Source organism: Streptomyces albicerus, from assembly GCF_008905045.1.
In the GTDB taxonomy this organism is placed as follows: domain Bacteria; phylum Actinomycetota; class Actinomycetes; order Streptomycetales; family Streptomycetaceae; genus Streptomyces; species Streptomyces albicerus.
In genome coordinates, this window is sequence record NZ_VWMY01000003.1 from 135,108 (window position 1) to 161,222 (window position 26,115).

Annotated in this window: 28 protein-coding genes, 1 tRNA gene and 3 pseudogenes; 23 read left to right on the forward strand and 9 right to left on the reverse strand. The window is 69.8% G+C overall.

Annotation, left to right across the window (positions count from 1 at the left end; genetic code table 11):
* Window positions 1-269: 269 nt before the first annotated feature.
* From GAS53_RS03525 to GAS53_RS55995, 3 genes and pseudogenes are all read left to right on the forward strand, one after another.
* Window positions 270-971 (forward strand): CPBP family intramembrane glutamic endopeptidase, encoded by a 702-nt coding sequence (locus tag GAS53_RS03525; protein WP_151475915.1) that lies wholly within the window; start codon window positions 270-272, stop codon window positions 969-971.
* Between the two features lie 377 nt (window positions 972-1,348).
* Window positions 1,349-2,287 carry a TauD/TfdA dioxygenase family protein gene (locus GAS53_RS03530; RefSeq protein WP_404829170.1) on the forward strand — a complete coding sequence of 313 codons (939 nt, stop codon included), beginning with the start codon at window positions 1,349-1,351 and terminating at the stop codon, window positions 2,285-2,287.
* A gap of 181 nt (window positions 2,288-2,468) precedes the next feature.
* Window positions 2,469-2,720 (forward strand): annotated as a pseudogene (locus GAS53_RS55995) (AfsR family transcriptional regulator); the annotation flags it as partial.
* Here the strand turns inward: GAS53_RS55995 and GAS53_RS03540 are convergent.
* Window positions 2,721-3,281 (reverse strand): annotated as a pseudogene (locus GAS53_RS03540) (transposase); the annotation flags it as partial.
* A 20-nt stretch (window positions 3,282-3,301) separates the two neighbouring features.
* Here GAS53_RS03540 and GAS53_RS03545 point away from each other — a divergent pair.
* Complete coding sequence (locus GAS53_RS03545; protein WP_404829171.1) at window positions 3,302-3,499, forward strand: hypothetical protein; 198 nt, start codon at window positions 3,302-3,304, stop codon at window positions 3,497-3,499.
* Between the two features lie 34 nt (window positions 3,500-3,533).
* Here the strand turns inward: GAS53_RS03545 and GAS53_RS03550 are convergent, their stop codons facing one another.
* A complete protein-coding gene (locus GAS53_RS03550) occupies window positions 3,534-4,469 on the reverse strand; it encodes an amidohydrolase family protein (protein ID WP_151475917.1) in 936 nt (311 codons plus the stop codon).
* Window positions 4,470-4,600: 131 nt separating this feature from the next.
* Here GAS53_RS03550 and GAS53_RS03555 point away from each other — a divergent pair, with 131 nt between their 5' ends.
* From GAS53_RS03555 to dmpG, 8 genes are all read left to right on the forward strand, one after another.
* Window positions 4,601-6,409, forward strand: coding sequence for an FAD-dependent monooxygenase (locus GAS53_RS03555; protein ID WP_151475918.1), 1,809 nt, complete (start codon window positions 4,601-4,603; stop codon window positions 6,407-6,409).
* A gap of 116 nt (window positions 6,410-6,525) precedes the next feature.
* A complete protein-coding gene (locus GAS53_RS03560) occupies window positions 6,526-7,416 on the forward strand; it encodes a VOC family protein (RefSeq protein ID WP_151475919.1) in 891 nt (296 codons plus the stop codon).
* Window positions 7,417-7,517: 101 nt separating this feature from the next.
* A complete protein-coding gene (locus GAS53_RS03565) occupies window positions 7,518-8,390 on the forward strand; it encodes an alpha/beta fold hydrolase (RefSeq protein WP_151475920.1) in 873 nt (290 codons plus the stop codon).
* Window positions 8,391-8,683: 293 nt separating this feature from the next.
* On the forward strand, window positions 8,684-9,436 hold the full coding sequence (locus GAS53_RS03570; RefSeq protein WP_225858695.1) for an IclR family transcriptional regulator: 753 nt from the start codon (window positions 8,684-8,686) through the stop codon (window positions 9,434-9,436).
* On the forward strand, window positions 9,433-10,050 hold the full coding sequence (locus GAS53_RS03575; RefSeq protein WP_151475922.1) for a TetR/AcrR family transcriptional regulator: 618 nt from the start codon (window positions 9,433-9,435) through the stop codon (window positions 10,048-10,050). The genes GAS53_RS03570 and GAS53_RS03575 overlap by 4 nt, the downstream gene beginning before the upstream one ends.
* A 459-nt stretch (window positions 10,051-10,509) precedes the next feature.
* A complete protein-coding gene (locus tag GAS53_RS03580) occupies window positions 10,510-11,343 on the forward strand; it encodes a 2-keto-4-pentenoate hydratase (RefSeq protein ID WP_192582929.1) in 834 nt (277 codons plus the stop codon).
* Entirely contained in the window at window positions 11,340-12,305 is a 966-nt protein-coding gene (locus GAS53_RS03585) for an acetaldehyde dehydrogenase (acetylating) (protein WP_151475923.1), read from the forward strand. Before GAS53_RS03580 ends, GAS53_RS03585 begins: the two co-directional genes overlap by 4 nt.
* Window positions 12,302-13,369, forward strand: coding sequence for a 4-hydroxy-2-oxovalerate aldolase (dmpG, locus tag GAS53_RS03590; RefSeq protein ID WP_151475924.1), 1,068 nt, complete (start codon window positions 12,302-12,304; stop codon window positions 13,367-13,369). The genes GAS53_RS03585 and dmpG overlap by 4 nt, the downstream gene beginning before the upstream one ends.
* A 137-nt stretch (window positions 13,370-13,506) precedes the next feature.
* On the opposite strand, the pseudogene GAS53_RS03595 reads toward dmpG, so the two are convergent.
* Window positions 13,507-13,929: pseudogene (locus tag GAS53_RS03595) on the reverse strand (alpha-amylase family glycosyl hydrolase); the annotation flags it as partial.
* Window positions 13,930-13,934: 5 nt separating this feature from the next.
* On the opposite strand from GAS53_RS03595, the gene GAS53_RS03600 reads away from it, so the two are divergent.
* Both GAS53_RS03600 and GAS53_RS03605 read left to right on the forward strand, forming a co-directional pair.
* Window positions 13,935-14,234, forward strand: a complete 300-nt coding sequence (locus GAS53_RS03600) for a type 1 periplasmic-binding domain-containing protein (RefSeq protein WP_225858696.1) — start codon at window positions 13,935-13,937, stop codon at window positions 14,232-14,234.
* Complete coding sequence (locus tag GAS53_RS03605) at window positions 14,170-14,604, forward strand: nuclear transport factor 2 family protein (RefSeq protein ID WP_151475925.1); 435 nt, start codon at window positions 14,170-14,172, stop codon at window positions 14,602-14,604. The genes GAS53_RS03600 and GAS53_RS03605 overlap by 65 nt, the downstream gene beginning before the upstream one ends.
* Window positions 14,605-14,661: 57 nt before the next feature.
* Here GAS53_RS03605 and GAS53_RS56000 read toward each other — a convergent pair whose 3' ends face one another.
* Entirely contained in the window at window positions 14,662-15,165 is a 504-nt protein-coding gene (locus GAS53_RS56000; protein WP_225858697.1) for a hypothetical protein, read from the reverse strand.
* Between the two features lie 117 nt (window positions 15,166-15,282).
* A tRNA-Pro gene (locus GAS53_RS03615) sits at window positions 15,283-15,356 on the reverse strand.
* Window positions 15,357-15,457: 101 nt separating this feature from the next.
* Here GAS53_RS03615 and GAS53_RS03620 point away from each other — a divergent pair.
* Window positions 15,458-15,970, forward strand: coding sequence for a DUF309 domain-containing protein (locus GAS53_RS03620; RefSeq protein WP_151475926.1), 513 nt, complete (start codon window positions 15,458-15,460; stop codon window positions 15,968-15,970).
* A gap of 91 nt (window positions 15,971-16,061) precedes the next feature.
* On the forward strand, window positions 16,062-16,841 hold the full coding sequence (gene cobF / locus GAS53_RS03625) for a precorrin-6A synthase (deacetylating) (protein ID WP_151475927.1): 780 nt from the start codon (window positions 16,062-16,064) through the stop codon (window positions 16,839-16,841).
* Window positions 16,842-17,079: 238 nt separating this feature from the next.
* On the opposite strand, the gene GAS53_RS03630 is transcribed toward cobF, so the two are convergent.
* Entirely contained in the window at window positions 17,080-17,826 is a 747-nt protein-coding gene (locus tag GAS53_RS03630) for a cobalt-precorrin-6A reductase (RefSeq protein ID WP_151475928.1), read from the reverse strand.
* Between the two features lie 144 nt (window positions 17,827-17,970).
* Between GAS53_RS03630 and GAS53_RS03635 the strand changes: the two genes are divergently transcribed.
* Complete coding sequence (locus tag GAS53_RS03635; RefSeq protein ID WP_151475929.1) at window positions 17,971-18,783, forward strand: HAD-IIA family hydrolase; 813 nt, start codon at window positions 17,971-17,973, stop codon at window positions 18,781-18,783.
* Here GAS53_RS03635 and GAS53_RS03640 read toward each other — a convergent pair.
* On the reverse strand, window positions 18,758-20,593 hold the full coding sequence (locus GAS53_RS03640) for a glycoside hydrolase family 15 protein (protein ID WP_151475930.1): 1,836 nt from the start codon (window positions 20,591-20,593) through the stop codon (window positions 18,758-18,760). The genes GAS53_RS03635 and GAS53_RS03640 overlap by 26 nt on opposite strands.
* Window positions 20,594-20,770: 177 nt before the next feature.
* Window positions 20,771-21,544, reverse strand: a complete 774-nt coding sequence (locus GAS53_RS03645; RefSeq protein ID WP_151475931.1) for a sulfite exporter TauE/SafE family protein — start codon at window positions 21,542-21,544, stop codon at window positions 20,771-20,773.
* A 152-nt stretch (window positions 21,545-21,696) separates the two neighbouring features.
* Between GAS53_RS03645 and GAS53_RS03650 the strand changes: the two genes are divergently transcribed.
* The 6 genes from GAS53_RS03650 (at window position 21,697) to GAS53_RS03675 (ending at window position 25,297) form a co-directional block, all read left to right on the forward strand.
* The gene (locus GAS53_RS03650) at window positions 21,697-22,506 is read left to right on the forward strand and encodes an alpha/beta hydrolase (RefSeq protein WP_151475932.1); all 810 of its coding nucleotides are present in this window, start codon (window positions 21,697-21,699) and stop codon (window positions 22,504-22,506) included.
* Window positions 22,507-22,604: 98 nt separating this feature from the next.
* A complete protein-coding gene (locus GAS53_RS03655; RefSeq protein ID WP_151475933.1) occupies window positions 22,605-22,865 on the forward strand; it encodes a WhiB family transcriptional regulator in 261 nt (86 codons plus the stop codon).
* Complete coding sequence (locus tag GAS53_RS03660) at window positions 22,862-23,338, forward strand: Dps family protein (RefSeq protein WP_151475934.1); 477 nt, start codon at window positions 22,862-22,864, stop codon at window positions 23,336-23,338. The genes GAS53_RS03655 and GAS53_RS03660 overlap by 4 nt, the downstream gene beginning before the upstream one ends.
* 72 nt (window positions 23,339-23,410) lie before the next feature.
* A complete protein-coding gene (locus GAS53_RS03665) occupies window positions 23,411-23,767 on the forward strand; it encodes a DUF3140 domain-containing protein (protein WP_151475935.1) in 357 nt (118 codons plus the stop codon).
* Window positions 23,764-24,435 carry an HhH-GDP family DNA glycosylase gene (locus tag GAS53_RS03670; RefSeq protein ID WP_151475936.1) on the forward strand — a complete coding sequence of 224 codons (672 nt, stop codon included), beginning with the start codon at window positions 23,764-23,766 and terminating at the stop codon, window positions 24,433-24,435. Before GAS53_RS03665 ends, GAS53_RS03670 begins: the two co-directional genes overlap by 4 nt.
* Window positions 24,436-24,481: 46 nt before the next feature.
* On the forward strand, window positions 24,482-25,297 hold the full coding sequence (locus GAS53_RS03675; RefSeq protein ID WP_151475937.1) for an SAM-dependent methyltransferase: 816 nt from the start codon (window positions 24,482-24,484) through the stop codon (window positions 25,295-25,297).
* A gap of 144 nt (window positions 25,298-25,441) precedes the next feature.
* Here GAS53_RS03675 and GAS53_RS03680 read toward each other — a convergent pair whose 3' ends face one another.
* Window positions 25,442-25,963, reverse strand: a complete 522-nt coding sequence (locus tag GAS53_RS03680; protein ID WP_151475938.1) for a GNAT family N-acetyltransferase — start codon at window positions 25,961-25,963, stop codon at window positions 25,442-25,444.
* Between the last annotated feature and the right edge of the window lie 152 nt (window positions 25,964-26,115).

The following is a 26,115-nucleotide window of genomic DNA, read 5'->3' on the forward strand; positions in this document are numbered from 1 at the left end:
GAGTCGCGCGTACGGACAGGGCAGAAAGGGAAGTGTCCCGCGACGGCACCCGAGGAGTCCAAGCGTTTTCCGGGCCGACGGCCCGTCAAGTCGTCGTGATTGATGCCGAGTTCACGCAGTCCGGATGATGATCGGCGCGGGTCGGCTCGCGCGGCCGGTCGCAGAGACGGGCTGCGTTCTCCGCCGTCGAACACGGATCAGGACAGACACAGATCAGGACAGACGCAGATCAGGACACTGGAGCCTCGGCAGGGGATCCTGGAGTCAGGATGCGAATCGTCTGTGTCGTTGTGGTCCTGACCGTCGCGAACCTGCTCAACAACTGGCTCGTGCGGGGCCCCTACGCGTATGTGGTCACCTGTGTGACCGCGACGGCCGTACTGCTGCTGATCGCCCGCTGGGACGGTCTCACTCCGGCCGATCTCGGGCTCGGCGCGGCGGGTGTGCGGCGGGGGCTGCGGTGGGCGCCTGTGCTGGCCGGTGCCGTACTCGTCGTGTTCCTGCTCGTCCTGGCCGTGCCGGCCGGCCGGGAGGCGTTCCGGGACGCCAGGGCCATGGACCTGTCCACGGCGCAGTTGCTGTGGCGGGTGCTGGTGCGGGTGCCGTTGGGGACCGTGCTGCTGGAGGAGACCGCCTTCCGCGGTGTGCTGTGGGCCATGATCCGGCGCCGGCACGGAACAGCGTGGGCCACCGCGGTGTCGTCGCTGCTCTTCGGTCTCTGGCATCTGCTGCCGTCGCGCGGCCTGGGCCGCTCGAACACCGCCGTCGCAACGGCGTTCGGCAGCGGCTCGGCGGACGTGGCGCCGACCGTCGCGGTGGCCGTCGTGGCCATGGTCGCCGCCGGGGCGGTCCTGTGCGAGCTGCGGCGCCGCTCGGACAGTCTGCTGGCACCCGCGGCGCTGCACTGGTCGATCAACGGCTTCGGCTACGCGCTGGCCTGGGCGACATCCCGGTGGTGGCCGCCCGCCTGAATCTCGGGCCGCTCGGCACACGCCGCGCGTCGGAGGCCCCGTTGACCGTACCCGGCGGGAATCACATAATCGTCAGCATGATCGGCTACTGGTTCGACACGACGGGGCCGCTGCGCGTCCCGGATCGGACCGGATGCGAGCGCTCAGGCCGTTAGCCGGGCCACCGCCGAACCCGCGTGCTCGCCGAGCGCCGCAGCCCGGGCCGTGCCGGTCTTCATTCCTTCCTGAGTCTCGCTGACTTCCTGAGTCTCGCTGATCCCCGGTACACGTCCGCACCGCATCACGGACTCCTCCGATCGCGGCAGGCGAGGGCACGCGTCCTGAGCCGACCCACTGTCGTCTGCCACCGCAGGACCGCGTACGAGGAGATGGATTCCATGACTGTCATGAACGCCGGGCCGCAGCCCGCACTGCGCGAGGCCCGCGTACCGCCGGGCGGGATGTACGAGGGCGCGCGGGTCCTGCGCCGGCTGCCCGAGGGGTGGGAGGAGCGCCCGTACGAGCATTTCGAGCTCGTGCCGCAGGGGCGCACGATCGGGGCCGAAATCCGGGGCCTCAGTCTCGCGCGGCCGTTGGGGGACGCGCTGCGCGCGGAGGTGAACCGCGCGCTGCTGGAGTGGAAGGTGCTCTTCTTCCGAGGTCAGCGGCTGACCTCCGCGCAGCAGCGTGACTTCGCCCGGCAGTGGGGAGAGTTGGAGACCAACCCGCTGCTCGCCCAGGGTTCCAGCGAGGAGGTCGTCCGCTTCGACAAGAGCGACGGCGCCACGCCGACCTTCGAGAACGTCTGGCACGCCGATGTGACCTTCCGCGAGCGGCCGGCGCTCGGCGCCGTGCTCCAGCTGCACGAGGTTCCGCCGCTCGGCGGGGACACCATGTGGGCGGACATGGCCGCCGCCTACGACAATCTGCCGCGGGAAGTGAAGGACCGCGTCGACCGGGCCACCGCCGTGCACGACTTCATCCCCGGCTTCGCCCGCTTCTACCCGCCCGAGCGGCTCGTACCGCTGCAATCCGCCTTTCCGCCCGTGGAGCATCCGGTGGTGCGCATCCACCCGGAGACGGGGCGGCGGCTGCTCTTCGTCAACACCTCGTTCACCACCCGCATCACCGGCATGGAGCGCGAGGAGAGCGACCGGCTGCTGCGCTACCTCACGCAGCAGGCCCATGTGCCGGAGTATCAGGTGCGGTTCCGGTGGCAGCCGGGCGATGTCGCGTTCTGGGACAACCGCGCCACCCAGCACTACGCGGTGAACGACTACGCGCCGCACCGCCGGGTGGCGGAGCGGGTCGCCATCGCGGGCGACCGACCGTACTGACGGGGCAACGGCATCGACGGGGCCTCGGCATGCGCTCCGTGCCGCACGGCCCAGGCCCTCCGCGAGCGGTTGACCGAGGTCGTGGCCGCCTCTCCCGTCGCGGAGGCCGTCGTCCCGGTCTGCAAACTGGTCAACGGCTGGGACTAGGGCCTGTCTGACAATTCCCGTCTGCCGCGCGGCCGTGCTTCTGCTGCACGCCAACACCGTCGTCTCCGCCGAGTACCTGCAACGGGCCATCTGGGGAGACGAACAGCCCGTCACAGCCCGGGCCGCGCTCCAGACCTGCGTCCTGCAGCTGCGGCTGCGGCTGCGGCTGCGGCAGCTCCTCACCCGGCACGGGGTGATCGAGACCCCCGTCGAGGCGGTGCCCCGGGGCTACCCGATCACCGCCGGACCGCGGGCCCTGGACCTGATCGCATTCCGCGACCGGGTGGATCTTCCAGGTCTTCATACGGGCGAAGGTGTGCTCGACTCGGGCACGAACCTGCTTGTGGGAGCGGTTGTGTTCCTCCTTCCAGGACGGGAGCTCTTCACCCTTGCGCCGACGGTGTGGAATGACCAGACCGGTGCCCTGATAGCCGCCGTCGGCAATCGGCATCGTGTTGCCGACGGCGGCTTTGGCACCGGACTCCTCCCACCCTCGGGAATCGTGCCGGTTGCCGGGCAGCGGCCGGCCAACCACGACGACGCGGCGGGTATCGGCGTCGATGACCACCTGAGGGGCAGTGGAGTACCGATAGTTCTTCGACTGCTCGGCAACTGTGTGGTCGCGGGTGGGCACCAGGGTGCCATCCACGATGAGCACGGTGTCCTTACGGAACCGCTTCCGCGGCTGGAGCGCGAGCATCGGCCCGAGGCGGTCAATGATCCGGTCCGCGGACGACTTGGAGATCCCGAACAACAGGGCAAGCTGCCGCATCGTCAAGTTCGTGCGCCAGTACGCCGTGACCAGCAAGATGCGGTCCTCAAGCGACAGGCCCCACGGGCGACCGCGGTGCCGGCGGCTCCCCCGCGATGCACATCGCTCTGATCAACGGCTCCCCGGCCGTCCTCGCCGTGGTCAACAACCGGGTCGTGGGCACCGTGGCGTTCGAAGTCAGCGACGGCAAGGTCGCGTCCCTGCGCGGCATCGCCGCCGCGGACCGGCTCGCGCGCCTCAACGAGGCCTGGCGGCAGCACGAACCCGACGCGCCGGTCATCAACGCATGGTGACGAGAGCCACCGGAATCCAGTGACCTGATCCTCCTCAGCCCTGGACGGTGGCAGGGCTCTGCATCCGGGCGAAGGCGCGGGGGAAGAGTTCGGCGCCGTGGCGTCCCAGTCCGTCGCGCTGGGCCGGTGAGAGGAGAGGGCTGGTGCGCAGCAGGCGGACATTGTGCTGCAGCACGTCCTCGCCGGCGCAGGGTGCGCCGAAGTCGGACCCGTAGAGGACGTGGTCGGGAGAGGTCACGGCCAGCAGTGCAGACAGGCTCGGCAGGGAACCGGACATGGCGGTGTCGTACCAGAACCGGGAGGCGGCCTGTTCGATCTGCGCGGCGGTGACCTGCTGGGTGTTGCCCACCCAGTCCTCGCCGGCGAGCATGCACACCCGCCCGGACAGGGCCGGGAAGCACCCTCCGGCGTGGGGGAGCACGACATGCACGTCCGGCGCGGCCTCAAGGGTGCGGTGCCACAGCATGTCGACCACAACCCGCGCGGTGTCGAAGCCGACCTCGAACAAGGGGGTGGGCAGGTCCAGGACCGGCCGGCTGAAGGGGGAGGGGTGGACGAGCACGGTCGCGCGCTGCCGGCTGAGCTCGGCCCAGACGGGGGCGAAGCGCGGATCGCCTAGGTAGCGTCCGTCGACGACGCCCAGCGTGGCGAATCCGTCGACGTTCAACTCGCGCTTGGCGTACGCGATCTCTTCCAGGGCGGCGTTCACGTCGGTGAGCGGGAGTGTGGCGAGCAGCCCGAAGCGGCCGGGGTGCTCGGCCACCACGGAGGCGGCGAACTCGTTCGACGCCCGAGCGCCCGCGGGATCACTGATCGAGAGGTTGGACAGCAGCTGCATCGTGACGCCGGTGCGGTCCATGTGCTCCAGTCGCGGAGCCGCCTCCCAGGAGGGGACCTCGAAATGGGTGTGCACGTCGAGCCACCCCGCGTTACCTGCCACGTCGTCGCCTCCCGGCTGCTCGATGACCATGTCAGGACGGTAGTAGCGGCGGACCGTGTCACCCCTTGCTGTTCCGGCCGCCGGAACGCCGCCCGTGTGCCCGCGCTCCGCGCGGTGTGATGCACATCAGCGGTGGGCTCACACCAAAGGAGTGACACGACATGGCGAGCGCAAAGAAGCGGACAGCCGACGACAAGGTTCCCGTGCTGATCGTTGGCGCGGGACCGGCCGGACTCACCCATGCCCTGGCCCTCGCACGCTACGGCGTACGCAGCGCCGTGCTCTGCCGGTACCCCGGTCAGGCGCACAACCCGAGGGCGCACATCACGAACCAGCGGACTCTGGAGATTTTCAGCGACCTGGGCGTGTACGAGGCCGTCGAGGCCGTCGGGTACCGGCTCGAGGACATGCAGTACAACCCGTTCATCCTGTCACTGGCCGGTCCTGAGGTCGCGCGGACGACAGCGTGGGGCGCCGGTCCGCAGGACTTCGCCCGGTACCGCGCCGCGAGCCCCCACATCCCACTGAACGTCGCGCAGCACAAACTCGAGCCGGTGCTCGCCTCCGCTGCCCTGGCGACCGGCCTGGTCGATCTTCGCTACTCCACCGAGTTCATCGAGCTCGAACAGGACGACCACGAGGTGCGCGCTCACGTGGTCGACCGCAACACCGGCCTGGCGTCGGTCATCACCGCGCAGTATCTGATCGGTGCCGACGGCGGTCGCAGTCAGGTGCTCGACCAGGCCGGGTTGTCGATCCGCGGTCCGGTGGGCATGGGGCGTGTCGTGTTCGCCTGGGTCGAGGTCGATCTGACGAAGTACGTCGGGCACCGGCCGGGCGCCATCTACTGGTCGGTCGAAAACTTCAACTACGGCACCTGGATCATGGTCGAGCCGTGGACCCAGTGGGTCATCGGAGTCCACGTCGACGAGGACTACGTGTTCGACCCCCAGGACACGGATGAGCTGGTGGCTCAAGTACGCCACAGCATCGGCGACCCCTTCATCGACGTGAAGGTGAAGCACGTCTCGCCCTGGACCATGAACAACGCCGCCGCGGACGTCTACTCCTCCGGCCGTGTCCTGTGCATGGGCGACGCCGTCCACCGGCACCCGCCGACCAACGGCCTGGGCAGCAACACCTCGGTAGCCGACGGCTACAACCTGGCGTGGAAGCTCAAGCTCGTCGTGGACGGCGTTGCCGGCCCCGGGCTCCTGGACTCCTATACCGCCGAACGCGCACCGGTCGGCCGACAGATCGTCGACCGCGCCTGGAAGTCGGCCACCGAGATCTTCACACTGGGCGAAGCGATCGGCATCAGGCCCGAGATGCCCGACGAGGACAAGTGGCGCATCGTGCGCAGCCTGGACGAGGACACCGAGGACGGCGCCGACCGGCGGCGGGCCGTCCGTTCCTTCCTGGACAAGCTGCCCTACCACTTCAACGCTCACGGGGTCGAGCTGGGCTACCGCTACAGCAGCCCGGCCGTCGTCCCCGACGACGGTGACCTGCCCGACCGCCGAACCACGGACGACCTGACCTACGTGCCGTCGACATCACCCGGTGAGCACATGCCCCATGTCTGGCTGGAACGCAACCGTCAGCGGATCTCCTCCCAGCAGCTGGTGGGGCAGGGCCGCTTCGTGCTGGTCACCGGCCGCGGCGGTGCGTCGTGGGCCGACGCCGCCGAACGTGCGCGGGAGGCGTTCGGTCTCCCGATCGACGTCTGCGAGATCGGGACGGCGCACGGGTACCGGGACCCGTCGGGCGACTGGGAGCGGCTGCGTCAGATCGACGACGACGGCTGTCTCCTCGTCCGCCCCGACGGTCACATCGCCTGGCGCTCGCGGACCGCTGCCGACACCCATCGGCTGATCGAGGTGCTGGGCCGTGTGCTCGACCGGCCGATCCCGAACGACCGGTCCGTCGGGGAAGCACTGCCCGAGCTGGCCCACGCCTCGAGTTCCTGACCGTACGGCGAAGTACACGCCTGCGCCGTCGCAGCTCCGGCGACCGCCGGGACTGTCCCTCTGCCCGGCCCTGACGACGTCAGCGTCAGGACTCCTCTCCAAGAATTGGACTCAACATGAGCACCGTCAAAGCACTCGGCTACCTCGCGGTCCGCGGCCCACTGGCCGAGTGGGCCACGTTCGGCCCCGAGGTTCTCGGCGCCCAGGTGGCCCCCTCGCCCGAGGGCGAGGTACGGCTGCGCACCGACGAGAAGGTTCACCGGATCATCATCGAGGACGGCCCCGCGGCGGGTCCCTCCTCACTCGTGGCCCTCGGTCTCGAGATCGTCAGCGACGAGGCTCTCACCGGTCTCGTCGCCACCCTGACCGACAACGGCATCGAGGCCACCGAGGACCCCGGGCTGGCCGCCCGCCGCGGTGTCGACCGTGTCGTGCGCTTCGCCGACAGCGACGGCAACGGAATCGAGGCCTACGTCGGCCTCCCCGACGCCGATTCCCCGTTCGTCTCGCCGACCGGTACGACTTTCGTCGCCGGGCCGCTGGGTGTCGGTCACGTCTTCCTCTTCCCTCGCGGCACCGCGTCGGCGGCGGCCGAGTTCTACGAGAAGGTCCTGGGGTTCCTGCTCACGGACACCATCTCGTTGGCTTCGCTCGGCGTCCCCGAGGAGGACGCGGTGTTCCTGCACTGCAATCCGCGCCATCACACCGTCGCCGTGGGCACCATCCCGGGGCCGCCGCCCGGTCTGGGGCATCTGATGCTCGAGGTGGCCGACGTCTCGCAGGTCGGCAAGGCGATGGACCGCGTGAGGGCGAAAGACGAACACGTGAACATCACGCTGGGCGAGCACTCCAACGACCTGATGCTGTCCTTTTACGTGGCCACCCCTTCGGGCTTCGACATCGAGTACGGCTGCAACGGTGTGCTCATCGACGACGCCACCTGGAAGCCCGGTCACCACGAGCTGCTGAGCAACTGGGGTCACCACTTCCAAGGCGCCCAGGCCTGATCCGAGGCCGGCGGTGCGGCCACACCGCCGGTCGTCCCCCAAGCGCCGGCGCCTACCGCCGGACCTCCCTCATACCAACGACGACAGGAAGCGCTGAAACGATGACCAACACCGTCCTGACCGAGACCGCGACCAGCCGGTTCGTGCAGACCAAGAAGTGGCGCCTGCATCTCAACGAGGCGGGTGAGGGCCACCCGCTGGTCCTGCTGCACGGAGGAGGCCCCGGGGCCAGCGGCTGGAGCAACTACTCCCGGAACTTCGCCTTCTTCGCCGAGCGGTACCGGGTCCTCGCCGTCGACATGCCCGGATGGGGAAAGAGCGACACCGCGGTGCCGGGCGACCGTGACCACACCGAGGCGCTCGGGCTGCTGCTGGACGAGCTGGAGATTGACCAGGCCGCCCTGGTCGGCAACTCGCTCGGCGGGCAGACCGCGATCCGGTACGCCGCGCGCAACAGCGACAGGGTGTCGCACCTGATCCCGATGGGTGCTCCGGCGCCCGGGGTGAACGTGTTGAGCCCCGCCTCCCACCAGACCGAGGGCATCCGGGCACTCGTCCATGCCTACCAGGACCCGACCCCGGCCAGCTTTCAGGCACTCGTCGCCGCGCTGACCTCTGATCCCGAGCTGGCCGCTGACGAGGACCTGGCCCGGCAGCGTTCCGAAGCGGCGTTGTCCCGCCCCGACCACGTCGCCAATTTCCTGTCCGCCGCACCGACAGGTGAGGTGAACGGTCCTCCGGGCGCCTACCCCGCGGTGGTGCCCGCGCTGGCGACGCTCACCGTACCCACGCTGGTGGTACACGGCCGCGACGACAAAGCGGTGCACTTCGAGAACGCGCTGCGCCTGCTGGCGATGATCCCGGACTCCCGGCTGTACCTGTTCAACCGATGTGGCCACTGGACTCAGATGGAATACGCCGAGGAGTTCAACCGGGTGGTGCACGAGTTCATCTCCGCGACCGGGCAGCACTGAACTCGCTCTGCGTGGCGGCCCGGCCGGGCTCACCACAGCCCTGGCTTTCGCCGAGCCGGGGATCGCGAGCCGGGTCGCCACTCGCAGACCACCACTGAATCCGCTGCTGGGGCATCAGACCCGGCTATACCCGGCATTGACGCCCATCAGACCCTGTGCGAGATTGGAGCAATCACTCTATTGGAGTGATCACTCTAGTGGCCTGTCATCGTCGACAGAGCTTGTTTCGGAGGCGGCGGATGATCGAACAACGGCGGTCAGCGGCGGAACCACCGCAGGCAATCCCCACATCCGTGCTCTGGAAAGCTTTCGACGTGCTGGACGCCTTCAGTCGGCAGCACCGCGTTCTGACCCTGAGTGAGCTGGCCCGGACGTCGGGGCTGCCGAAGTCCACCGTCCACCGTGTGCTGGCCATGCTTCGGGAGCTCGGGGCTGTCGAGCAGGTCGACGGTGGCTTCCGTATGGGTCTGCGGATGCTGACGATGGCCGCGTCCAGCCCTGAGGCGGGGCTGCGCGAGGTCGCCGTCCCCCACTTGCTGGAGCTGCACCGCACGGTAGGGCACACGGTTCATCTGTGTGCTCTACGTGGTGAGGATGTCGTTTACCTCGAGAAGCTGCACGAGAGCGATGCCCAGGTGATCCCTACCGCCGTCGGGATGCGACTGCCCGCACACTGCACGGGAGTCGGGAAGGCGCTGCTCGCCCACCAGGCCGCGGATGCCGACGCTACGGCGCCTACCCGGTCGCTGCGCAGACTCACCCCGCGGTCGATCACGGAACCGCGTAATCTCGCCCTCGAGCTCGCCCAGGTGCGCCAGCGCGGCATGGCCGTCGACCGGGATGAGGCGGTGCCCGGTCTCTCGTGCGTTGCCCGGCCGGTGCTCATCGGGGGCCGCGCAGTCGCCGCGGTGTCCATAGGGTTCCCGAGCAGCGCGGGGCGGGGCGAGGCGTGGTTGGGCCGGCTCGGGCGCACCGTCGGTTCCCTGAGTGCGGCGCTCAGGGAACGTCCGGACCTCATGGAGTACCTGTTCCGGAGCCAGGCGTGAACGGGCCCGCGCAGACATCACAGGCTGCGGTGGCCCGCGCCCGGTACGACAGCCGCGAAGCACTGCTCGACGCCGCGGAACGGCTGATGGGCGCACAGGGGTACCACGCGGCGTCGGTCTCGTCGCTGTGCAAGGAGTCCGGATGTCCCAACGGCTCGCTCTACCACCACTTCGGCAGCAAGGCGGGGTTGCTCAAGTCCGCGCTGCAGCGCGGACTAGGCCGTATTGACGACGCGCTTCAGGTCGCTTCGCGGGACGAGGGGGCGGGGGCCGCGCGGCTCGACCGGTTCATCGACGTCCTGCTGGATACCGTGGACCAGCACGCGAACTTCCAACGGCTTCTGGTTTTCGTCCTGCTGGAGCAGATCCACGATCCTGAGGTGCAGGACGTCGTCGACCCGTTTCGCAGCCGGATACTCGAGCAGGTGACCGAGGTCTGCGCGGATGCCCTGGACGAGAGCAGCCCGGTGGTGGAGCACACTGAGGCCCGCGACATGGCCCTGGCTCTGACCGGTCTCACGATCGGTCTGTTCACCCTGGGTGTGCCTGAGGTCCGACGCCTAACCCATGCGTACGTCCGGCGGACTCTGGTCCGTCATCCGGGGGCTCTTTAGGGGGCATTGCAAACCCCAGCTCGCTGTCGACTCGCCTGACATCGGCACGCTGCTGGGCGACAACGCCAGCCCGACTGCCGACGGGCGGTTCCTGGCCTCATCGCCGGCCGCAGCGGTCAGACGCCGCCGTGGAGGCCGCCTCCTGCTCCTCGTGGGCAGGCCCGACGACCGGATCCTGTCCGGCACCGAGCACAGCCGTGCCGGGCCTTGCCCACGCGGTGCAGGTCAGCGGCAGACCACATCCAGGCCCTCCCGCTCCGAAAGTCCGTCAGCCGATATACACCCCTGGCCGGGCCGGAAGCATTCGAGAATCAGCGTGGCCTGGTCCGGCAGGCTGCCACCGGCTTGTTCCGTTTCACGGAACAAAGATCTTCCATCGACCGTGCGGTGTCTATATCTGAAGGCATCACCAGGGGGCGCCGAGAGCCCTCGTCACCACTCCTCTTCCGGAGGTACCCCGTGCCGACCGTCACTGACCGCGTCCCACCGGACGCCGTCCCACCGGCCGTGGTCAAGGCCGCCGATACGCTGGCGGAGGCCACCCGCACCGGGGCCGCCTGCCCGCCGGTGCGCACGCTCTTCGACGAGGGTGACATCGAGACCGCCTACGTCGTACAGCGGCTGAACCTCCAACGCGGCCAGGCCGCCGGCCAACGGATCATCGGCCGCAAGATCGGCCTGACCTCTCCGGCCGTACAGCACCAACTCGGCGTGGACCAACCGGACTTCGGCGCGCTGTTCGCGGACATGGCCGTGCCCGAGGGCGGCGAAGTACCCGCCGGGCGGCTGCTCCAGCCCAGAGTGGAGGCCGAGGTCGCGCTGGTACTCGGCCACGACCTGCCGCACCGTCAGTGCACTGTCGTCGACGTGCTGCGCGCCACCGACTTCGCACTTCCCGCCCTGGAGATCGTCGACAGCCGGGTGAAGGACTGGGACATCTCCATCGTCGACACCGTCGCCGACAACGCCTCATCGGGCCTCTTCGTCCTGGGCGGCTCCCCCGCGCCGCTCACCGGGCTCAATCTCCGCTCGGTGCGGATGACCATGACCCGAGGTGGCGAGGTGGTCTCCGAGGGGACCGGCGCCGACTGCCTCGGCAGCCCCCTCAACGCGGCCGCCTGGCTGGCCTCGGCCCTCGCCAGGATGGGAGACCCGCTGCGGGCCGGCGACGTCGTGCTGACCGGGGCCCTGGGGCCGATGGCCCCCGCTGCTCCGGGTGATGTGTTCGAAGCCCGTATCTCGAACCTGGGCACTGTGCGGGTCGGGTTCGCGGCAGAAGGAGAGAACCAGTGAACAGCGCGACGAACGCCCGGACCAAGGTGGCGATCATCGGGTCGGGCAACATCGGCACGGACTTGATGATCAAGGTGCTGCGGCTGTCCGGCAGCCTGGAGCCGGCCGTGATGGCGGGGATCGACCCGGACTCGGACGGCCTGGCCCGGGCTCGCCGCCTGAAGGTGGCCACCACACACGAGGGTGTGGACGGACTGGTGAAGATGGACGAGTTCGCCGACGTGGAGATCGTCTTCGACGCCACCTCGGCCGGTGCCCACAGGCGCCACGACGAGGTGCTGCGCTCCCTCGGCCGCACCCTCATCGACCTCACTCCCGCGGCCCTCGGCCCGTACGTGGTGCCATCGGTCAACGGCGACGCCAACATCGACTCGCCCAACGTCAACATGGTCACCTGTGGCGGCCAGGCCACCATCCCGGTGGTTGCCGCGGTCAACGCTGCCACCCCCGTCCACTACGGGGAGATCGTCGCCTCCATCGCCTCCCGCTCCGCCGGCCCCGGCACCCGGGCGAACATCGACGAGTTCACCGAGACCACCTCCTCCGCCATCGAGCAGGTCGGCGGCGCGCGGCGGGGCAAAGCGATCATCATCCTCAACCCGGCCGAGCCCCCGCTGATCATGCGCGACACCGTGCACTGCCTGGTCTCCGACTGCGACCGTGAGGCGGTCGCGGCCTCCGTCGAAGAGATGGTGGGCCGCGTCCAGGCGTATGTGCCCGGTTACCGCCTCAAACAGAAGGTGCAGTTCGACCGCGTGAGGGCCGGCGACCCGCTGTGCGGGCTGCTGCCGGCTGATGCCGTCGGCACCGACGCGCTGAAGGTCTCGGTCTTCCTCGAGGTCGAGGGTGCCGCCCACTACCTGCCCGCCTACGCCGGAAATCTCGACATCATGACCTCGGCCGCGCTGCGCACCGCCGAGCGCATGGCCGCGCACCGCTCCAGTGAGAGGGCCGCACGATGACCACCACCCAGGCCAAGGGGCCCTCAGCCGCGCCGACCTCCGAGCCCGTCGCCGTGTACGTCCAGGACGTGACCCTGCGGGACGGCATGCACGCCGTCCGGCACCGTTACACCGTCGAGCAGGCCCGGGCCATCGCCGCCGCACTGGATGCCGCCCACGTCGGCGCCATCGAGATCGCCCACGGTGACGGCCTGTCCGGCTCCAGCATCAACTACGGTGTCGGCGCCCACACCGACTGGGAGTGGATCGAAGCCGTCGTGGACGTCACCCACAACGCGGTTCCCACCACCCTGCTGCTGCCCGGCATCGGCACCCTGCAGGACCTCAAGCAGGCCCACGCACTCGGCATCCGCTCGGTGCGCATCGCCACCCACTGCACCGAGGCCGACATCGCCGCCCAGCACATCGCGGCCGCCCGCGAGCTGGGCATGGACGTCGCCGGATTCCTGATGATGTCGCACATGGCCGAGCCGGCCGAACTCGCGCGTCAGGCCAAGTTGATGGAGTCCTACGGTGCCACGTGCGTCTATGTCACCGACTCCGGTGGCCGGCTGACCATGGACGGGGTGCGGGACCGCTTCCGCGCCTACCGCTCGGTGCTGGACCCGGCCACCGAGCTGGGCATCCACGCCCACCACAACCTGGCCCTGGGTGTGGCCAACAGCGTGGTCGCCGTGGGGGCCGGCGCTATCCGGGTCGACGCCTCCCTGGCCGGGCAGGGCGCGGGGGCCGGCAACTGCCCGCTGGAGGCGTTCATCGCGGTGGCGGATCTGATGGGCTGGAAGCACGGCTGCGACCTGTTTCCGCTGATGGACGCCGCGGATGATCTGGTCCGTCCGTTGCAGGACCGGGAGGTCCGGGTGGACCGCGAGACCCTCAGCCTGGGCTACGCCGGGGTGTACTCCAGCTTCTTGCGCCACGCCGAGGCCGCTGCCGCCAACTACGGCCTGGACACGCGCACCATCCTCGTCGAAGTCGGCCGACGGGGCATGGTCGGCGGCCAGGAGGACATGATCACCGACATCGCGCTGGACCTGGTTGCCCGCGCGGAGAGCGCGGCCTGATCCTCCGGCGCGGGCACCTTGACGGAACCGACAGGCGGGGAATCAGACGGTCCTACGTTGTTGATGGGTCGATCGAGGCCAGTCGTAAGGTCTTGGAGATCCAGAGACGCCGGTTGTGGCTTCGCCGACTCGGGCCGCAGATCGGGCAGTTCGGGGTCCTTGACGAGTCCGTGCGCGACGTCGATACGGAAGCCGTCGACGCCCCGGTCGAACCAGAACCGCAGAATCGACTCGAACTCAGCGTGCACGTCGGGGTGTTGCCAGTTGAGATCGGGCTGTTCGGGGGCGTACAGGTGGAGATACCACTCGCCGTCGGGCAGGCGGGTCCATGCGGGGCCGCCGAAACAGGAGACCCAGTCGTTGGGCGGCTCGGCGCCGTCAGGGCCGCGGCCGGGACGGAAGACGTACCGCTGGCGTTCCGGGCTTCCGGGGCCGGCGGACAGTGCCGCCTGGAACCAGGCGTACTGGTCGGAGGTGTGGTTCGGGACGATGTCCGGGATGACGCGGATCCCGTACTCGTGGGCTTCCTCGATGAACTGCTCCGCGTCGGCGATGGTGCCACGTGGTGCCCGACCTGGCCAAGCGCGCCACGTTCTTCGAGCGGCTCCCCGCCCGGCGCAACGCGGACGCGCTGCTGGTCTCCTGCTTCGACCTCGACAAGGAAGAGACCGCCAGGCTGGACGACCTCGGCATGCCGGTCATCTACATCAGCCAGCACGTCGAGGGCCGCCCCAGCGTCTACGTCGACGACGTCGCCGCCGCCTGCAAAGCCACCCGACACCTGATTTACCTCAGATGTCATGAATGCAGCCGCAGATACGTACGCCGTAGCCAACCTGGTCGCCAGGTACGCGGAGCTGGTTGACACCGGTGACTTCGCCGGCGTCGGCGCGTTGTTCGCCGACGCCGTGTTCATCGGAAGCGGTGCGCCGGCCGAGGGCCGTGAGGGTGTCGAGCAGATGCTCCGCAACACCGTGATCCGCTACGAGGACGGCACGCCTCGCACCCACCACGCCACGACGAACATTGCCGTCGAGGTCGACGAGGAGGCAGGCACTGCCACTGCGCGTTCATACGTCACCATCTTCCAGGCCCTGCCCGAATTGCCGTTGCAGCCCATCGCCGCAGGTCGCTACAGGGACTGTTTCGCGCGTCGCGAGGGGCAGTGGCGGTTCGTGGAACGTCGAGTTCGAATCCACCTGGTGGGCGACGTGAGCCGCCATTTGCGTGCGTAGCCTCCGACCCCCACCAGTCGGTCGACGTGCTGGCCAAGCAGCTTTGCGAGTGGCCAACTATCGCTGCGAGTCACACAGATCCGGGGTGGCTGATTTGATTGATTCGAACTGATGCGCGAATATCGAATCATGACTGTAAGACCGGTGGCGGGCGTGCACGCGGGGGGCGGTGCCGGCGAGTCGGTGGCATCCTCGCCGCTCGGTGTTTTGCTGCCGGGCGGGCGAGTCCGCCCGGGCACGGCGGTCAGCGCTGGTGGGGACATGCCGCTGCTGCTGGCGCTCGCGGCGGAAGCGTCCAGTGAGGCCGTCGGCTGGGCGGCGGTGGGCCTGCCTCAGATGGGGGCGCTGGCGGCCGGGGCGGCGGGGCTGGATCTGGCGAACGGGATGCGGATCGATGACCTCCCCCAGGTAACGGCCCAACTGCGCGGCCGCCAGCAGATAGTTGTACCGGGTGGTCTCCGGATAGTTCCCCGACCGCAGCGAACGGTCCCAGTCCCGCAGAAACCCCGACCAGGTCCTCGACAGCCCCGCAGTGATCTTGTCCATGTCCAGCAGCGGCATCCTCGCAAACCTCCGAGTAAAGGTGCCGATGAGCGGCATGCTCAACCTCGAAGATCGGAAACGACCCACACGAAAAGGGCCCCCACAGGCTCTCGCCTGCGAAGACCCTTCACACCGTCGGGACGACAGGATTTGAACCTGCGACCCCTTGACCCCCAGTCAAGTGCGCTACCAAGCTGCGCCACGTCCCGATGCGCTCCGTCGCGGTGAACCGCGTGATCGCGCGAACAGAACTTTACCCCACGTCCGGGGGCTGCTTCGAAGCGGGCGTGGGGGGAGGGACAATCGGGGTATGAGCAGCACTTCTGGCGGCAGGCGGGACCGGGACACCGAGGGGCGGGCGCGTAACGCGCGGCCCCGGGACGGGCTCGGGCGGCCCCTGCCGTACGGGGCCGACGGGGTGGAGCGGCAGCCCGAAGGGCTAGTACGTACGCCCGAGGAGACGGTCGTCGAGGCGCAGGCGCTGCTGGCGGCGGGGAAACCGTTCCACGCGCACGAGGTCTTCGAGGACGCCTGGAAGTCGGGTCCCGCCGAGGAGCGGGCACTGTGGCGCGGGCTGGCGCAGCTCGCGGTGGGGCTCACGCATGCGGCTCGGGGGAACCTGACGGGCGGGGCGCGGTTGCTGCGGCGGGGGGCCGGCGCGATCGAGGAGTGGAGCGCGGTCTCCGGGCGGGCCCGGCCGTACGGGCTTGAGCTGGGCGAACTGGCGGCGTGGGCACGGGAGTTGGCGGGGGTCGTGGAGCGGGACGGGGCGGCCGTGGACGCGGAGGTGTGGGCGCCGCGGTTGCGTGGGGGCACGCCCTAGCGGCTCGGCCGGCACGGCGGCAGGACCTGGCGCACGGCCGCTCACCCGGTGCGGTGGTCGCGCTGTCAGTGGGGTGCGGCAGACTCGGGGTGTGCGAAAGATTCATGTCATCGGCATCGGGGCGGGCGATCCCGACCAACTGACCCTGCAGGCGGTCAAGGCGCTGAGGAGCACGGACGTGTTCTTCATCCTGGACAAGGGCGAGGTGAAGTCGGATCTCGTCCAGCTGCGCCGCGACATTCTCGACGCGCACCTGCCGGACGGGAAGGACGCGAAGTACCGGCTGGTGGAGGCGCGCGACCCGGAGCGGGACCGGGCGGCCGGGGGCGCGGGCTACTCCCCCGCGGTCGGGGACTGGCGCAGCGCCCGCGCCAACATCTACGAGCGGCTGATCGCCGAGGAGCTGGGCGAGGACGAGAGCGGGGCGTTCCTCGTGTGGGGCGACCCCTCGTTGTACGACAGCACGCTGGGGATCCTGGAGGAGATCCTCGACCGGGGCGCGGTGTCCTTCGAGTACGACGTCGTGCCGGGTATCAGCAGTGTCTCGGCCCTGGTCGCCCGCCATCGCACCGGGCTGAACCGCGTGGCCCGTCCCGTCCAGATCACCACCGGCCGCCGTCTCGCCGAGGGCTTCCCCGACGGCGTGGACGACGTGGTCGTCATGCTCGACGCCCACCAGACGTTCCAGCGGTACGCCGACCAGGACATCGACATCTACTGGGGCGCCTACATAGGCACCCCCGACGAGATCCTGGCCTCCGGTCCGCTGGCGGAGACAGCACCCCGCATCGCCGAACTCCGCGAGGCGGCCCGCGACCGCAAGGGTTGGATCATGGACACATACCTGCTGCGCCGGCACCCGCGGGACTAGGGCCTGTCCGGCGGATCAAGTCGGAGGAAAGTCACGGCGCCTGATAAGCACCGGTGAGCGGGGTCTGGTGCGTGCAGCTGCAAGGCGGAGGAGGGCGTCGACGCGATGGGGGTCCCCCCGCTCGAGCGAAGTCGAGAGTGGGGGAGTCGGCAACCGACGACAACGCCGCAGATGTGCGTGCCAGACCCCGCGTCTCCGGCATGATCCGCCGGACAGGCCCTAGGGCGTGTTGAGGGGCTCAGGCCGTCTCGAAACCCAGCCGGGCCAGCACTGACGGCACGTCCGGTGCGGCTCGTATCCCCTCGGGCAGCGGTGGACGGCGTACGACCACGACCGGCAGCCCGAGTTCGCGGGCGGCTGTCAGCTTGGCTGCGGTGGCCGAGCCGCCGCTGTCCTTGGTGACCACGACGTCGATGCGGTGCTCGCGCAGGAGAGTCGTCTCGTCCTCGACCGTGAACGGGCCTCGCGCCAGCAGGACTTCCGTATGGCGCGGCATCGGCGGCTCGGGGGGTTCCACCGAGCGTACGAGGTAGTGCAGTTCGGGCCCTCGGGTGAAGGCCGCGAGGCCCAGGCGGCCCGTGGTGAGGAAGACGCGGTGGCCCAGGGGCGGGAGGAGGGCGGCGGCTTCGGCGAGCGACGCCGCCGAGTGCCAGCGGTCGCCGGGACCCGGCTCCCAGCCGGGGCGGCGCAGCACGACGGCCGGGACGCCCGTGGCCGCCGCTGCCCGCGCGGCGTTCGCCGTGATGCCGGCCGCGAAGGGGTGCGTGGCGTCGACCACGGCGTCCACGCGTTGGGAGCGCAGCCACTCCGCGAGGCCCTCCGCTCCGCCGAAACCCCCGACGCGTACGTCCCCTTCGAGAGCCCCCGGCCGGGACACGCGGCCCGCGAGCGACGTGGTCACCCGCATGCCGGGGCGCGCCGCGAGCGACGCGGCCAGTTCACGCGCCTCGGTGGTGCCGCCGAGGACCAGGACATGCGGGGACATGACATCGAGCGTACGGGGCGGGGAGGACGGGGTGGGTAGGACCCGGGGGCGGGCAGGACGGGGAGGACGACGCGGTGCCAGGGCCGGCACGGAGCACGGCGCGGTGCGGGTCGCGGCGTGTCTCCGGATCGGTATCGTCCTGGCATGGAGTCGGTACGTGCGGTCCTGATCGACATCGACGGTGTGCTCACGGTCTCGTGGAAGCCGCTGCCCGGCGCGGTCGAGGCGCTGCGGCGGATCCGTGAGTCCGGCCTCGCCGTCGTCCTGCTGACCAACACGACCTCCCGTACGCGCGCGTCGATCGCCGAGACCCTGGCCGCCGCGGACTTCCCCGTGGACGCGGAGGACATCCTCACCGCGCCCGCCGTCACCGCCGCGTACCTCGCCGACCGCTGTCCCGGTGCCCGGTGCTCGCTGCTGAACAGCGGGGACATCCAAGAGGACCTCGCCGGCGTCACGCTCCTGGACGAGGCGGACACCGGCACCGTCCCGGACGTCGTCGTCGTGGGCGGTGCGGGACCCGAGTTCGACTACACCGCGCTCAACCGGGCCTTCGGTCACCTCCAGCGAGGTGCCCGGCTGGTCGCCATGCACCGCAACCTGTACTGGCGCACCGATGAGGGACTGCAGCTAGACACGGGCGCCTTCCTGCTCGGCCTTGAGCAGGCCGCCCACACCGAGGCCGAGATCACCGGCAAACCGTCGCCCGCGTTCTTCGAGGCGGCGCTGGCCCGCCTCGGTGCGGATCCCGGCCACGCGCTCATGATCGGCGACGACATCGAGTCGGACGTGCTCGCGGCGCAGCGCACCGGAATCACCGGCGTCCTGGTCAAGACCGGCAAGTACCTGCCCGAGACACACCGCGAGGCGAGCGGGAAGCCCGACCACGTGCTGGACTCCTTCGCCGGCCTCCCGGACCTGCTGGACGAGATCAGCCCAGGGCGCGGTCGAGGTTGAACGCCGCGCTGATCAGCGCGAGATGGGTGAAGGCCTGCGGGAAGTTGCCCTGTTGTTCGCCGGTGTGGCTGATCTCCTCGGCGTACAAGCCCAGATGGTTGGCGTAGGTGAGCATCTTCTCGAAGGCCAGCCGGGCCTCGTCGAGCCGCCCGGCCCGGGTCAGCGCCTCGACGTACCAGAAGGAGCAGATCGAGAACGTGCCCTCCTCACCCCGCAGACCGTCGGGGCTCGCGTTCGGGTCGTAGCGGTAGACCAGCGAGTCGGACACCAGGTCCTCGGTGAGCGCGTCGAGCGTGGAGAGCCACTTCGGGTCGGTGGGCGAGATGAACTTGGTCAGGGGCATCATGAGCACCGCGGCGTCGAGGACGTCGCCGTCCTCGTGCTGGACGAACGCCTGCCGCGTGGGTGACCAGCAGCGTTTCATGATCCGCCGGTAGATCGTGTCGCGGACGCCACGCCAGTGCACGATGTCCGCGGGCAGGCCCCGGCGGGTGGCGAGCCTGATGGCCCGCTCGATCGCCACCCAGCACATGAGCCTGGAGTAGAGGAAGTTCTTACGGCCGCCGCGGGTCTCCCAGACGCCCTCGTCGGGCTGGTCCCAGTGCTCGCAGACCCAGTCGACGAGCGCGCAGATGTCGTCCCACTGGTCGCTGGAGATCGGCTGGGCCCACTTGTCGTAGAGGTAGACCGAGTCGATGAGGGCTCCGTAGATATCGAGCTGGAGCTGGTCGGCGGCCGCGTTGCCGATCCGGACGGGGGCCGAGCCCTGGTGGCCCTCCAGGTGGGGAAGTTCCCGCTCGGGCAGGTCGGTGCGCCCGTCGATGCCGTACATGATCTGCACCGGGCCCGTGGGGTGGCCGTCGCCCGGGCTGATGTACTTGGCCGCGAAGGCCATGAAGGACTCGGCCTCGCTGGTGAAGCCCAGCCTCAGCAGCGCGTACACGCAGAATGCGGCGTCGCGCACCCACACGTACCGGTAGTCCCAGTTGCGCTCGCCGCCGAGCTGTTCGGGCAGGCTGGTCGTCGCCGCGGCCACGATGGCGCCGGTCGGCGCGTAGGTGAGCAGTTTGAGAGTCAGTGCGGAGCGGTGCACCATCTCCCGCCACCGGCCGCGGTACTGGGAGGCGGTCAGCCAGTGCCGCCAGAACGCCACCGTGGCGTTGAACGACTCCTCCGCCTCGGCGCGCGGGCAACAGCGGGGCGAGATGTCGCCGTTGACCTGGTCGAGGGCGAAGACCGCCGACTCGCCCTCCTGGAGTTTGAAGGACACACTCGCGTCGAGTCCGTCGCACTCGAGCGGCTCCGTGGCGGTCAGCGCGAGCGACATGTTCGCGGACTCGAAGACCACCATGTCGTCGTGGAGCCGGGCCGTGTGCGGCTGGGATCCGTAGTCGAACCGGGGGGCCACGCGCGCCTGGAAGGGGATCGAGCCGCGCACGCACACCACGCGCCGGATCAGCCGGTGCCGGTCCACCTCGGTCGCGTCGCCGTCCACCGGCATGAAGTCCTGGACCTCACCCACCCCGTCCTCGGTGAAGAAGCGGGTGACCAGGACGTTGGTGTCGGGGAAGTAGAACTGCTTGGTGTGCGCCGGCACGGCGGCCGCCAGCTCGAACGATCCGCCCCGGTCCACGTCAAGGATCGAGGCGAAGACGCTGGGGGCGTCGAAGGACGGACAGCAGTACCAGTCGATCGTGCCATTGGTGCCCACCAGGGCCACGCTGCGCAGATCGCCGATCAGGCCGTGCTCGCAGATCGGCAGATAGCGGGCGGATCCCGACGGATCCTGGTGAGCGGACGCCTCGGACATGGCCGCAGCCTCCCTGCCCCGGGAACGCGCTTTTGACGTCTCCCAGCGTAGGCGCTCCGCTGGGTCTGCGGTTGGGTCTTCGGTTGGGTCTGCGGTTCGTTTGGCCGCGGGCCGGTGGGGGCTGGTCGCGCAGTTCCCCGCGCCCCTACGGGCGCGGTCTTACGGGACGCGATGAAATCAGCGCAGCAGCAGCTGTGCGCCGCCCAGTACCGTTGCCCCGATCACCAACTGCTCGAACAGTCGTTGATTGATCCGGTTCACGGCCCACTTCCCGATGAACGCCCCTGGCACGACGAACGCGGCGAGGGCCGCGTCCAGCAGCAGGGAGTGGCCGTCGATCAGGCCGAGGCCCACGCTGAAGGGGACCTTGGAGACGTTGACGATCAGGAAGAAGAAGGCCGAGGTCCCCAGGAAGCCGAGCTTGCGGAAGCCCGCGGAGAGGAGATACATCGACATCACCGGGCCGCCAGCGTTGGCGACCATCGTGGTGAAGCCGCCCAGCACACCGTACGAACGGGCCTTGAACCGGCCGGTCCGCGTGTCCACCGAGTCGGGCTCCTCCTCCGCCTCGGCCTTCCGGCGGCGCCACACCGTGACCCCGGCCATCAGCAGCAGAATCGCGCCGATCGACGTCCGTACGATCTCGTCGTCGGCCCACATCAGGAACACCGTCCCGACGACCACTCCCCCGGCGACGGCCGGGAACAGCTTCCAGAGCGTGGGCCAGTGCGCGTGCCGCCGGTAGGTGAGCACGGCGAGCACGTCCCCGACGATGAGGACGGGCAGCAGGACTCCCGTGGACGCCCGGGCGGGCAGGACCGCCGCGAAGATCGCGAGGCTGACCGTGTTGGCGCCGCTCACGGCGGTCTTCGAGAAGCCGACGAGCATGGCCGCGGCGGCGAGTGCGGCGAACTCCCAGTGGGATATGTGCCAGAGCGTCATCGTGTTCATGCGGAGACCGATGCTATGCCCACCTAACCGATCGCGTCAGGACCGTCTCGCCTGGTGACCTCAGCCGGCACGGCTGCGTCTGTGCTGTGGACCGCTCCCGCAGTCCCTGGAAAGATCCCCCTCGAACCTTCGCCGACGCCGATGGAGGAGCCATGGCCGACTCCCGCGAGCACACCCTCACGGGCACCCGGGGCAGCATCACCGCACGCGAGTGGCCACGGGAGCGGCCGCGGTACGTGGCACTGCTGGTGCACGGCTACGGGGAGCACATCGGCCGGTACGAGTACGTGGCGGACGTACTGAACAGGCATGGCGCGGCCGTGTTCGGCCCCGACCACATGGGGCACGGGAAGTCGGCGGGCGAGCGCGTGCTGATCGAGGACTTCGAGGACGTGGTGACCGACGTCCACGCGGTGGAACGGCTGGCCAGGGCCGCCCACCCCGGTGTGCCGGTGGTGCTGATCGGCCACTCCATGGGCGGTCTCGTCGCGGCGCGATACGCGCAGCGGTACGGCGACGGCCTGGCCGCGCTCGTGCTGTCCGGGCCGGTGATCGGCAGCTGGGACCTGCTGCACCAGTTGCTCGCGCTCGATCCGCTGCCCGACGTCCCCATCGACCCGACCACGCTGTCGCGCGACCCGTCCGTCGGCGAGGCGTACGCGGCGGATCCGCTGGTCTGGCACGGGCCGTTCAAGCGCCCCACGCTGGAGGCCTTCGTACACACTCTGGAGACCATCTCCAAGAGCGGTGACGTGGGCGGGCTCCCGCTGCTGTGGGTGCACGGGGACGACGACCGGATCGTGCCGCTGCCCGCCAGCCGCGCGGGCGTCGAGGAGTTGCGCGGCATCGACTGGACCGAGCGCCTCTACGCGGGCGCACAGCACGAGGTGTTCAACGAGACGAACAGGGACGCCGTCCTCGCGGACGTGACGGCCTTCGTGGACCGGGTACTCGCGGCCTGAAAAAGGGAACGCCACGCTCGAGGTCAGCAAGCGGATCGGGTGCCCACGGCCTGAATTGCAGGTGTTTTCGCTGATCCCTCCTGGGCACTCGGGCCCGCATGGAGTGGTTGCGGAGAGCAGCCTGCGCGGATGAGGACCCGGAACTGTTCTTTCCCGTGGGCACGACCGGCCCGGCACGGCACGAGATCGCCGCCGCCAAGCGGATCTGTGCCCGCTGCCCGGTGTCCGGCCAGTGCCTGGCGTGGGCGCTCGCCACCGGACAGACCTCGGGCGTGTGGGGCGGTACGGGCGAGGAAGAGCGTGCCGTGCTGCTCCGCATCGTCCGCCGACACCCAGCATCGAGGAGGAGCGCGTCATGACCGTGCACAGCACCCTGCCCGACTCCGCGCGTCAGGTGGTCGGGGACGCCCTGCAGGGCACTCTGGTGGACCTGCTCGGACTCTCGCTCATCGGCAAGCAGGCCCACTGGAACATCGTGGGCCCGCGGTTCCGCTCGATCCATCTGCAGCTCGACGAGGTCGTCGCCACGGCCCGTTCGTACGCCGACACCGTGGCCGAACGCGCGGCGGCGCTCGGTGTGCCGCCCGACGGCCGGCCGGAGACCGTCGCGACGACGACCGCCCCGCAGGGCCCGAAGGAGGGCTGGGTCCAGGACACCGAGGTGGTCGGCGTGCTCGTCGACGCCCTGGAGACGACCATCGGGCAGCTGCGGGAGCGGATCAAGGCGACCCAGGAAGCCGATCTCGTCACCCAGGATCTGCTCATCGGCCTGACGGCGGAGCTGGAGAAGCACCGCTGGATGTTCCAGGCCGAGGACTGGCCGCGCCCCTGACGTCAGCGGGCGGACGCATGACGTCAGCGAGGCGTACGCACGACAGAGGCGCACGAACGAAAGGGGTACGTCATGACCGACGCCCTCGAACTCGACGCGCTGTGGGACGAGTTCCACCGCGTCGTCAACATGACCTCGCAGGAGCTGGCCGCCTGGCTGCGGGTGAGCGAAGCGGCCGAGGAATCGGAACCGCTGCCGGAGCACGCGGGTTCGCCCACCGGCCAGCATGTGCTGGCCATCCTCCAGAAGCGCCGCACCGACCTCACCGAGGACGACCTCGACGTGATGTACAAGGTCGTGGACACCGTCACGGCCGAGACGGACCCGGAGCGCGCACCCAAGCCCGAGTCCGAACCCGGGGCCGAGGAGACCCAGCGCCGTCATCGGCTGATGTCGCTGGGCCACGATCCACTCAAGCCGCCGTCATGACCGGCCGCCAGGAGCGGGTCATCGAGACGCTGGTCACCGAGCACGGCCGTACGTTCGCCGAGGAGGCGGGCATCCGGCTGCGGAACACACCTCAACCGCTGTACCGCACCCTCGTCATGGCCTGCCTCCTCAGCGCGCGGATCCGCGGTTCCGTCGCCGTCGCGACCACCCGCGCCCTGTACGAGGCCGGGATGCGCGATCCACGCCGGATGGCCGACGCGACCTGGCAGGAGCGGGTCGACGCGCTGGGCCGGGGCGGCTACCGACGATACGACGAACGGACGTCGACCCAACTCGGGGACGGCGCCGAGCTGTTGCTGGACCGCTGGGGCGGCGATCTGCGGCGGATGCGGGACGCGGCGGACGGCGACCTGGACGAACTCCGGGGCCTGCTGCGGGAGATACCGGGTCTCGGCCCGGCGGGCGCGGACATCTTCCTGCGCGAGGCGCAGCGGGTCTGGCCCGAGGCCGCGCCGTACCTCGACGCGAAGGCCCTGCAGGGCGCGGGCCGGCTCGGGCTGCCGGAGGAGCCGGACCGGCTGGTGAAACTCGCCGGGAACACCGAACCGGCCGTGCTGGCCGCCGCGTTGGTGCGTGCGGCACTCGACAAGAACATCGTCAAGGAGTGTCTGCGTCAGGCCGAGGAAAAGGATTCGAAGGTTCGGTAGGCGGTGCCACACTGCTCGCACACACTGACGAGCAGAGGAGTGCCGAATGACGGGAACCGAGCCTTCCGCGCACCGGATCGACACCAGCAGGCCGCATCCCGCACGGGTGTACGACTGGCTTCTGGGCGGCAAGGACAACTACCCCGTCGACGAGGAACTGGGCCGTCGAATGCTGGCGTTGGAGCCGCACGCCAGGCACTCGGCGCTCAACAACCGCTGGTTCATGCACCGCGCCACGCGCTGGCTGACCCACGAGGCCGGCATCCGTCAGTTCCTCGACATCGGCGCGGGCATCCCGACGGAGCCCAACCTCCACCAGATCGCGCAGACCGCGGCGCCCGACGCGCGGATCGTGTACGTCGACAACGACCCCATCGTGCTGGCCCATGCCGCAGCGCTGCTGCACGGCACTCCCGAGGGCGTCACGGAGTACGTCCAGGCGGATGTGCGCGAGACACGCAAGATCCTGGACCAGGCCGGGGCCATCCTCGACTTCGACCGGCCCATCGCGCTGTCCCTGGTCGCGCTGCTGCACTTCATCGCCGACGAGGACGGGGCGTACGACCTGGTGGGCAGTCTGGTCGAGGCGTTACCGGCCGGCAGTTTCCTCGCACTGTCGATGATCACCGCGGACTACGATCCGCAGAACATGGAGCGGGCCGTGCAGTCGTACGCGGCGAAGGGCGTCACGCTCGTGGCCCGCTCGCACGCCGAAGTGACCCGTTTCTTCACGGGACTTGAGGTGGTCGAGCCCGGGATCGTCCCGCTGCCGGAATGGCATCCGGAACTCGCGGAGGGCGAACGGCTCGAGGGCGACGCGCCGGTGCCGCTGTACGCGGGCGTGGGGTTCAAGACCTCCTGAGGGCTTCGGGCTTCAGGACCGCCCCAGGAATTCACGACCTCCAGGGCACGGCGGTCCAAGACCGCCTCTCGGGCGGAGTCCCGGGACCACCGCGTCGCGTCGGGGACGCGGCCGGGAAACCGGCGCGCAGACGCAAGCCGACGGTCACAGGATCCTTGCGAGGATCCGCGCGTTGCGCCGGGGGTCCAGGGACTCCGCCCAGGACGGAGGCGCCAGTCGCGCGGTGGTGGGCGCGAACCCGTACCGGAGGAACAGGCCGCCACCGCCGGTCGTCGCCGTGAACAGGGCACCGAGCGACAGGGCGCGCGCCCTGGCCAGCGCAGCGCGCATGAGCCCGGCACCCACGCCGCTGCCCTGCCGGTGCCCGGCCACGCAGAAGTTGTACAGAACGCCTGCGGCTGCGCAGCCCGCCCCCGGGCCTGACGAGTGCACGCGCAGGCCCACGCAGCCCTCGAGGGTGCCGTCGAGGGCCTCCGTCACGAGGAAGTCGGCCGCGTGGGTGGCGTAGAGCGAGACGGGCCGCTCCCGGAGCGCCCCCGAGCGCACGAAGGGCCGGGACAGATCGAGGAGTGCGGCAGCGTCCTGCCGGCCGGCGGTACGCACCGCGGACGTCGGCGCGAGAAGCGCAGGCGGGGGTGGGGCAGGGCGCGGCGCGGCCGTGATCAAGGCTTTCCTTCCTCGGGCCCACGGTCGGCGAACACTCGGCGCCGTGTCACCCCAACGAAACAAACGAGATAAGGCTAGCCTTACCTAACTCGCAAGTCCAGCTGCCCCTTCGAGCCTTCGAGCCTTCGAGCCGCGTCAGCTGCTGGACCGCG

Bases quoted from the DNA above. Each gene is read 5' to 3' on its own strand.
- GAS53_RS03525 (WP_151475915.1), top strand. From the start codon at position 270: ATGCGAATCGTCTGTGTCGTTGTGGTCCTGACCGTCGCGAACCTGCTC.
- GAS53_RS03530 (WP_404829170.1), top strand. From the start codon at position 1,349: ATGACTGTCATGAACGCCGGGCCGCAGCCCGCACTGCGCGAGGCCCGC.
- GAS53_RS03545 (WP_404829171.1), top strand. From the start codon at position 3,302: ATGCACATCGCTCTGATCAACGGCTCCCCGGCCGTCCTCGCCGTGGTC.
- GAS53_RS03550 (WP_151475917.1), bottom strand. From the start codon at position 4,469: ATGGTCATCGAGCAGCCGGGAGGCGACGACGTGGCAGGTAACGCGGGG.
- GAS53_RS03555 (WP_151475918.1), top strand. From the start codon at position 4,601: ATGGCGAGCGCAAAGAAGCGGACAGCCGACGACAAGGTTCCCGTGCTG.
- GAS53_RS03560 (WP_151475919.1), top strand. From the start codon at position 6,526: ATGAGCACCGTCAAAGCACTCGGCTACCTCGCGGTCCGCGGCCCACTG.
- GAS53_RS03565 (WP_151475920.1), top strand. From the start codon at position 7,518: ATGACCAACACCGTCCTGACCGAGACCGCGACCAGCCGGTTCGTGCAG.
- dmpG (WP_151475924.1), top strand. From the start codon at position 12,302: ATGACCACCACCCAGGCCAAGGGGCCCTCAGCCGCGCCGACCTCCGAG.
- GAS53_RS03605 (WP_151475925.1), top strand. From the start codon at position 14,170: ATGAATGCAGCCGCAGATACGTACGCCGTAGCCAACCTGGTCGCCAGG.
- GAS53_RS56000 (WP_225858697.1), bottom strand. From the start codon at position 15,165: ATGCCGCTGCTGGACATGGACAAGATCACTGCGGGGCTGTCGAGGACC.
- GAS53_RS03620 (WP_151475926.1), top strand. From the start codon at position 15,458: ATGAGCAGCACTTCTGGCGGCAGGCGGGACCGGGACACCGAGGGGCGG.
- GAS53_RS03630 (WP_151475928.1), bottom strand. From the start codon at position 17,826: ATGTCCCCGCATGTCCTGGTCCTCGGCGGCACCACCGAGGCGCGTGAA.
- GAS53_RS03635 (WP_151475929.1), top strand. From the start codon at position 17,971: ATGGAGTCGGTACGTGCGGTCCTGATCGACATCGACGGTGTGCTCACG.
- GAS53_RS03640 (WP_151475930.1), bottom strand. From the start codon at position 20,593: ATGTCCGAGGCGTCCGCTCACCAGGATCCGTCGGGATCCGCCCGCTAT.
- GAS53_RS03645 (WP_151475931.1), bottom strand. From the start codon at position 21,544: ATGAACACGATGACGCTCTGGCACATATCCCACTGGGAGTTCGCCGCA.
- GAS53_RS03650 (WP_151475932.1), top strand. From the start codon at position 21,697: ATGGCCGACTCCCGCGAGCACACCCTCACGGGCACCCGGGGCAGCATC.
- GAS53_RS03655 (WP_151475933.1), top strand. From the start codon at position 22,605: ATGGAGTGGTTGCGGAGAGCAGCCTGCGCGGATGAGGACCCGGAACTG.
- GAS53_RS03660 (WP_151475934.1), top strand. From the start codon at position 22,862: ATGACCGTGCACAGCACCCTGCCCGACTCCGCGCGTCAGGTGGTCGGG.
- GAS53_RS03665 (WP_151475935.1), top strand. From the start codon at position 23,411: ATGACCGACGCCCTCGAACTCGACGCGCTGTGGGACGAGTTCCACCGC.
- GAS53_RS03670 (WP_151475936.1), top strand. From the start codon at position 23,764: ATGACCGGCCGCCAGGAGCGGGTCATCGAGACGCTGGTCACCGAGCAC.
- GAS53_RS03675 (WP_151475937.1), top strand. From the start codon at position 24,482: ATGACGGGAACCGAGCCTTCCGCGCACCGGATCGACACCAGCAGGCCG.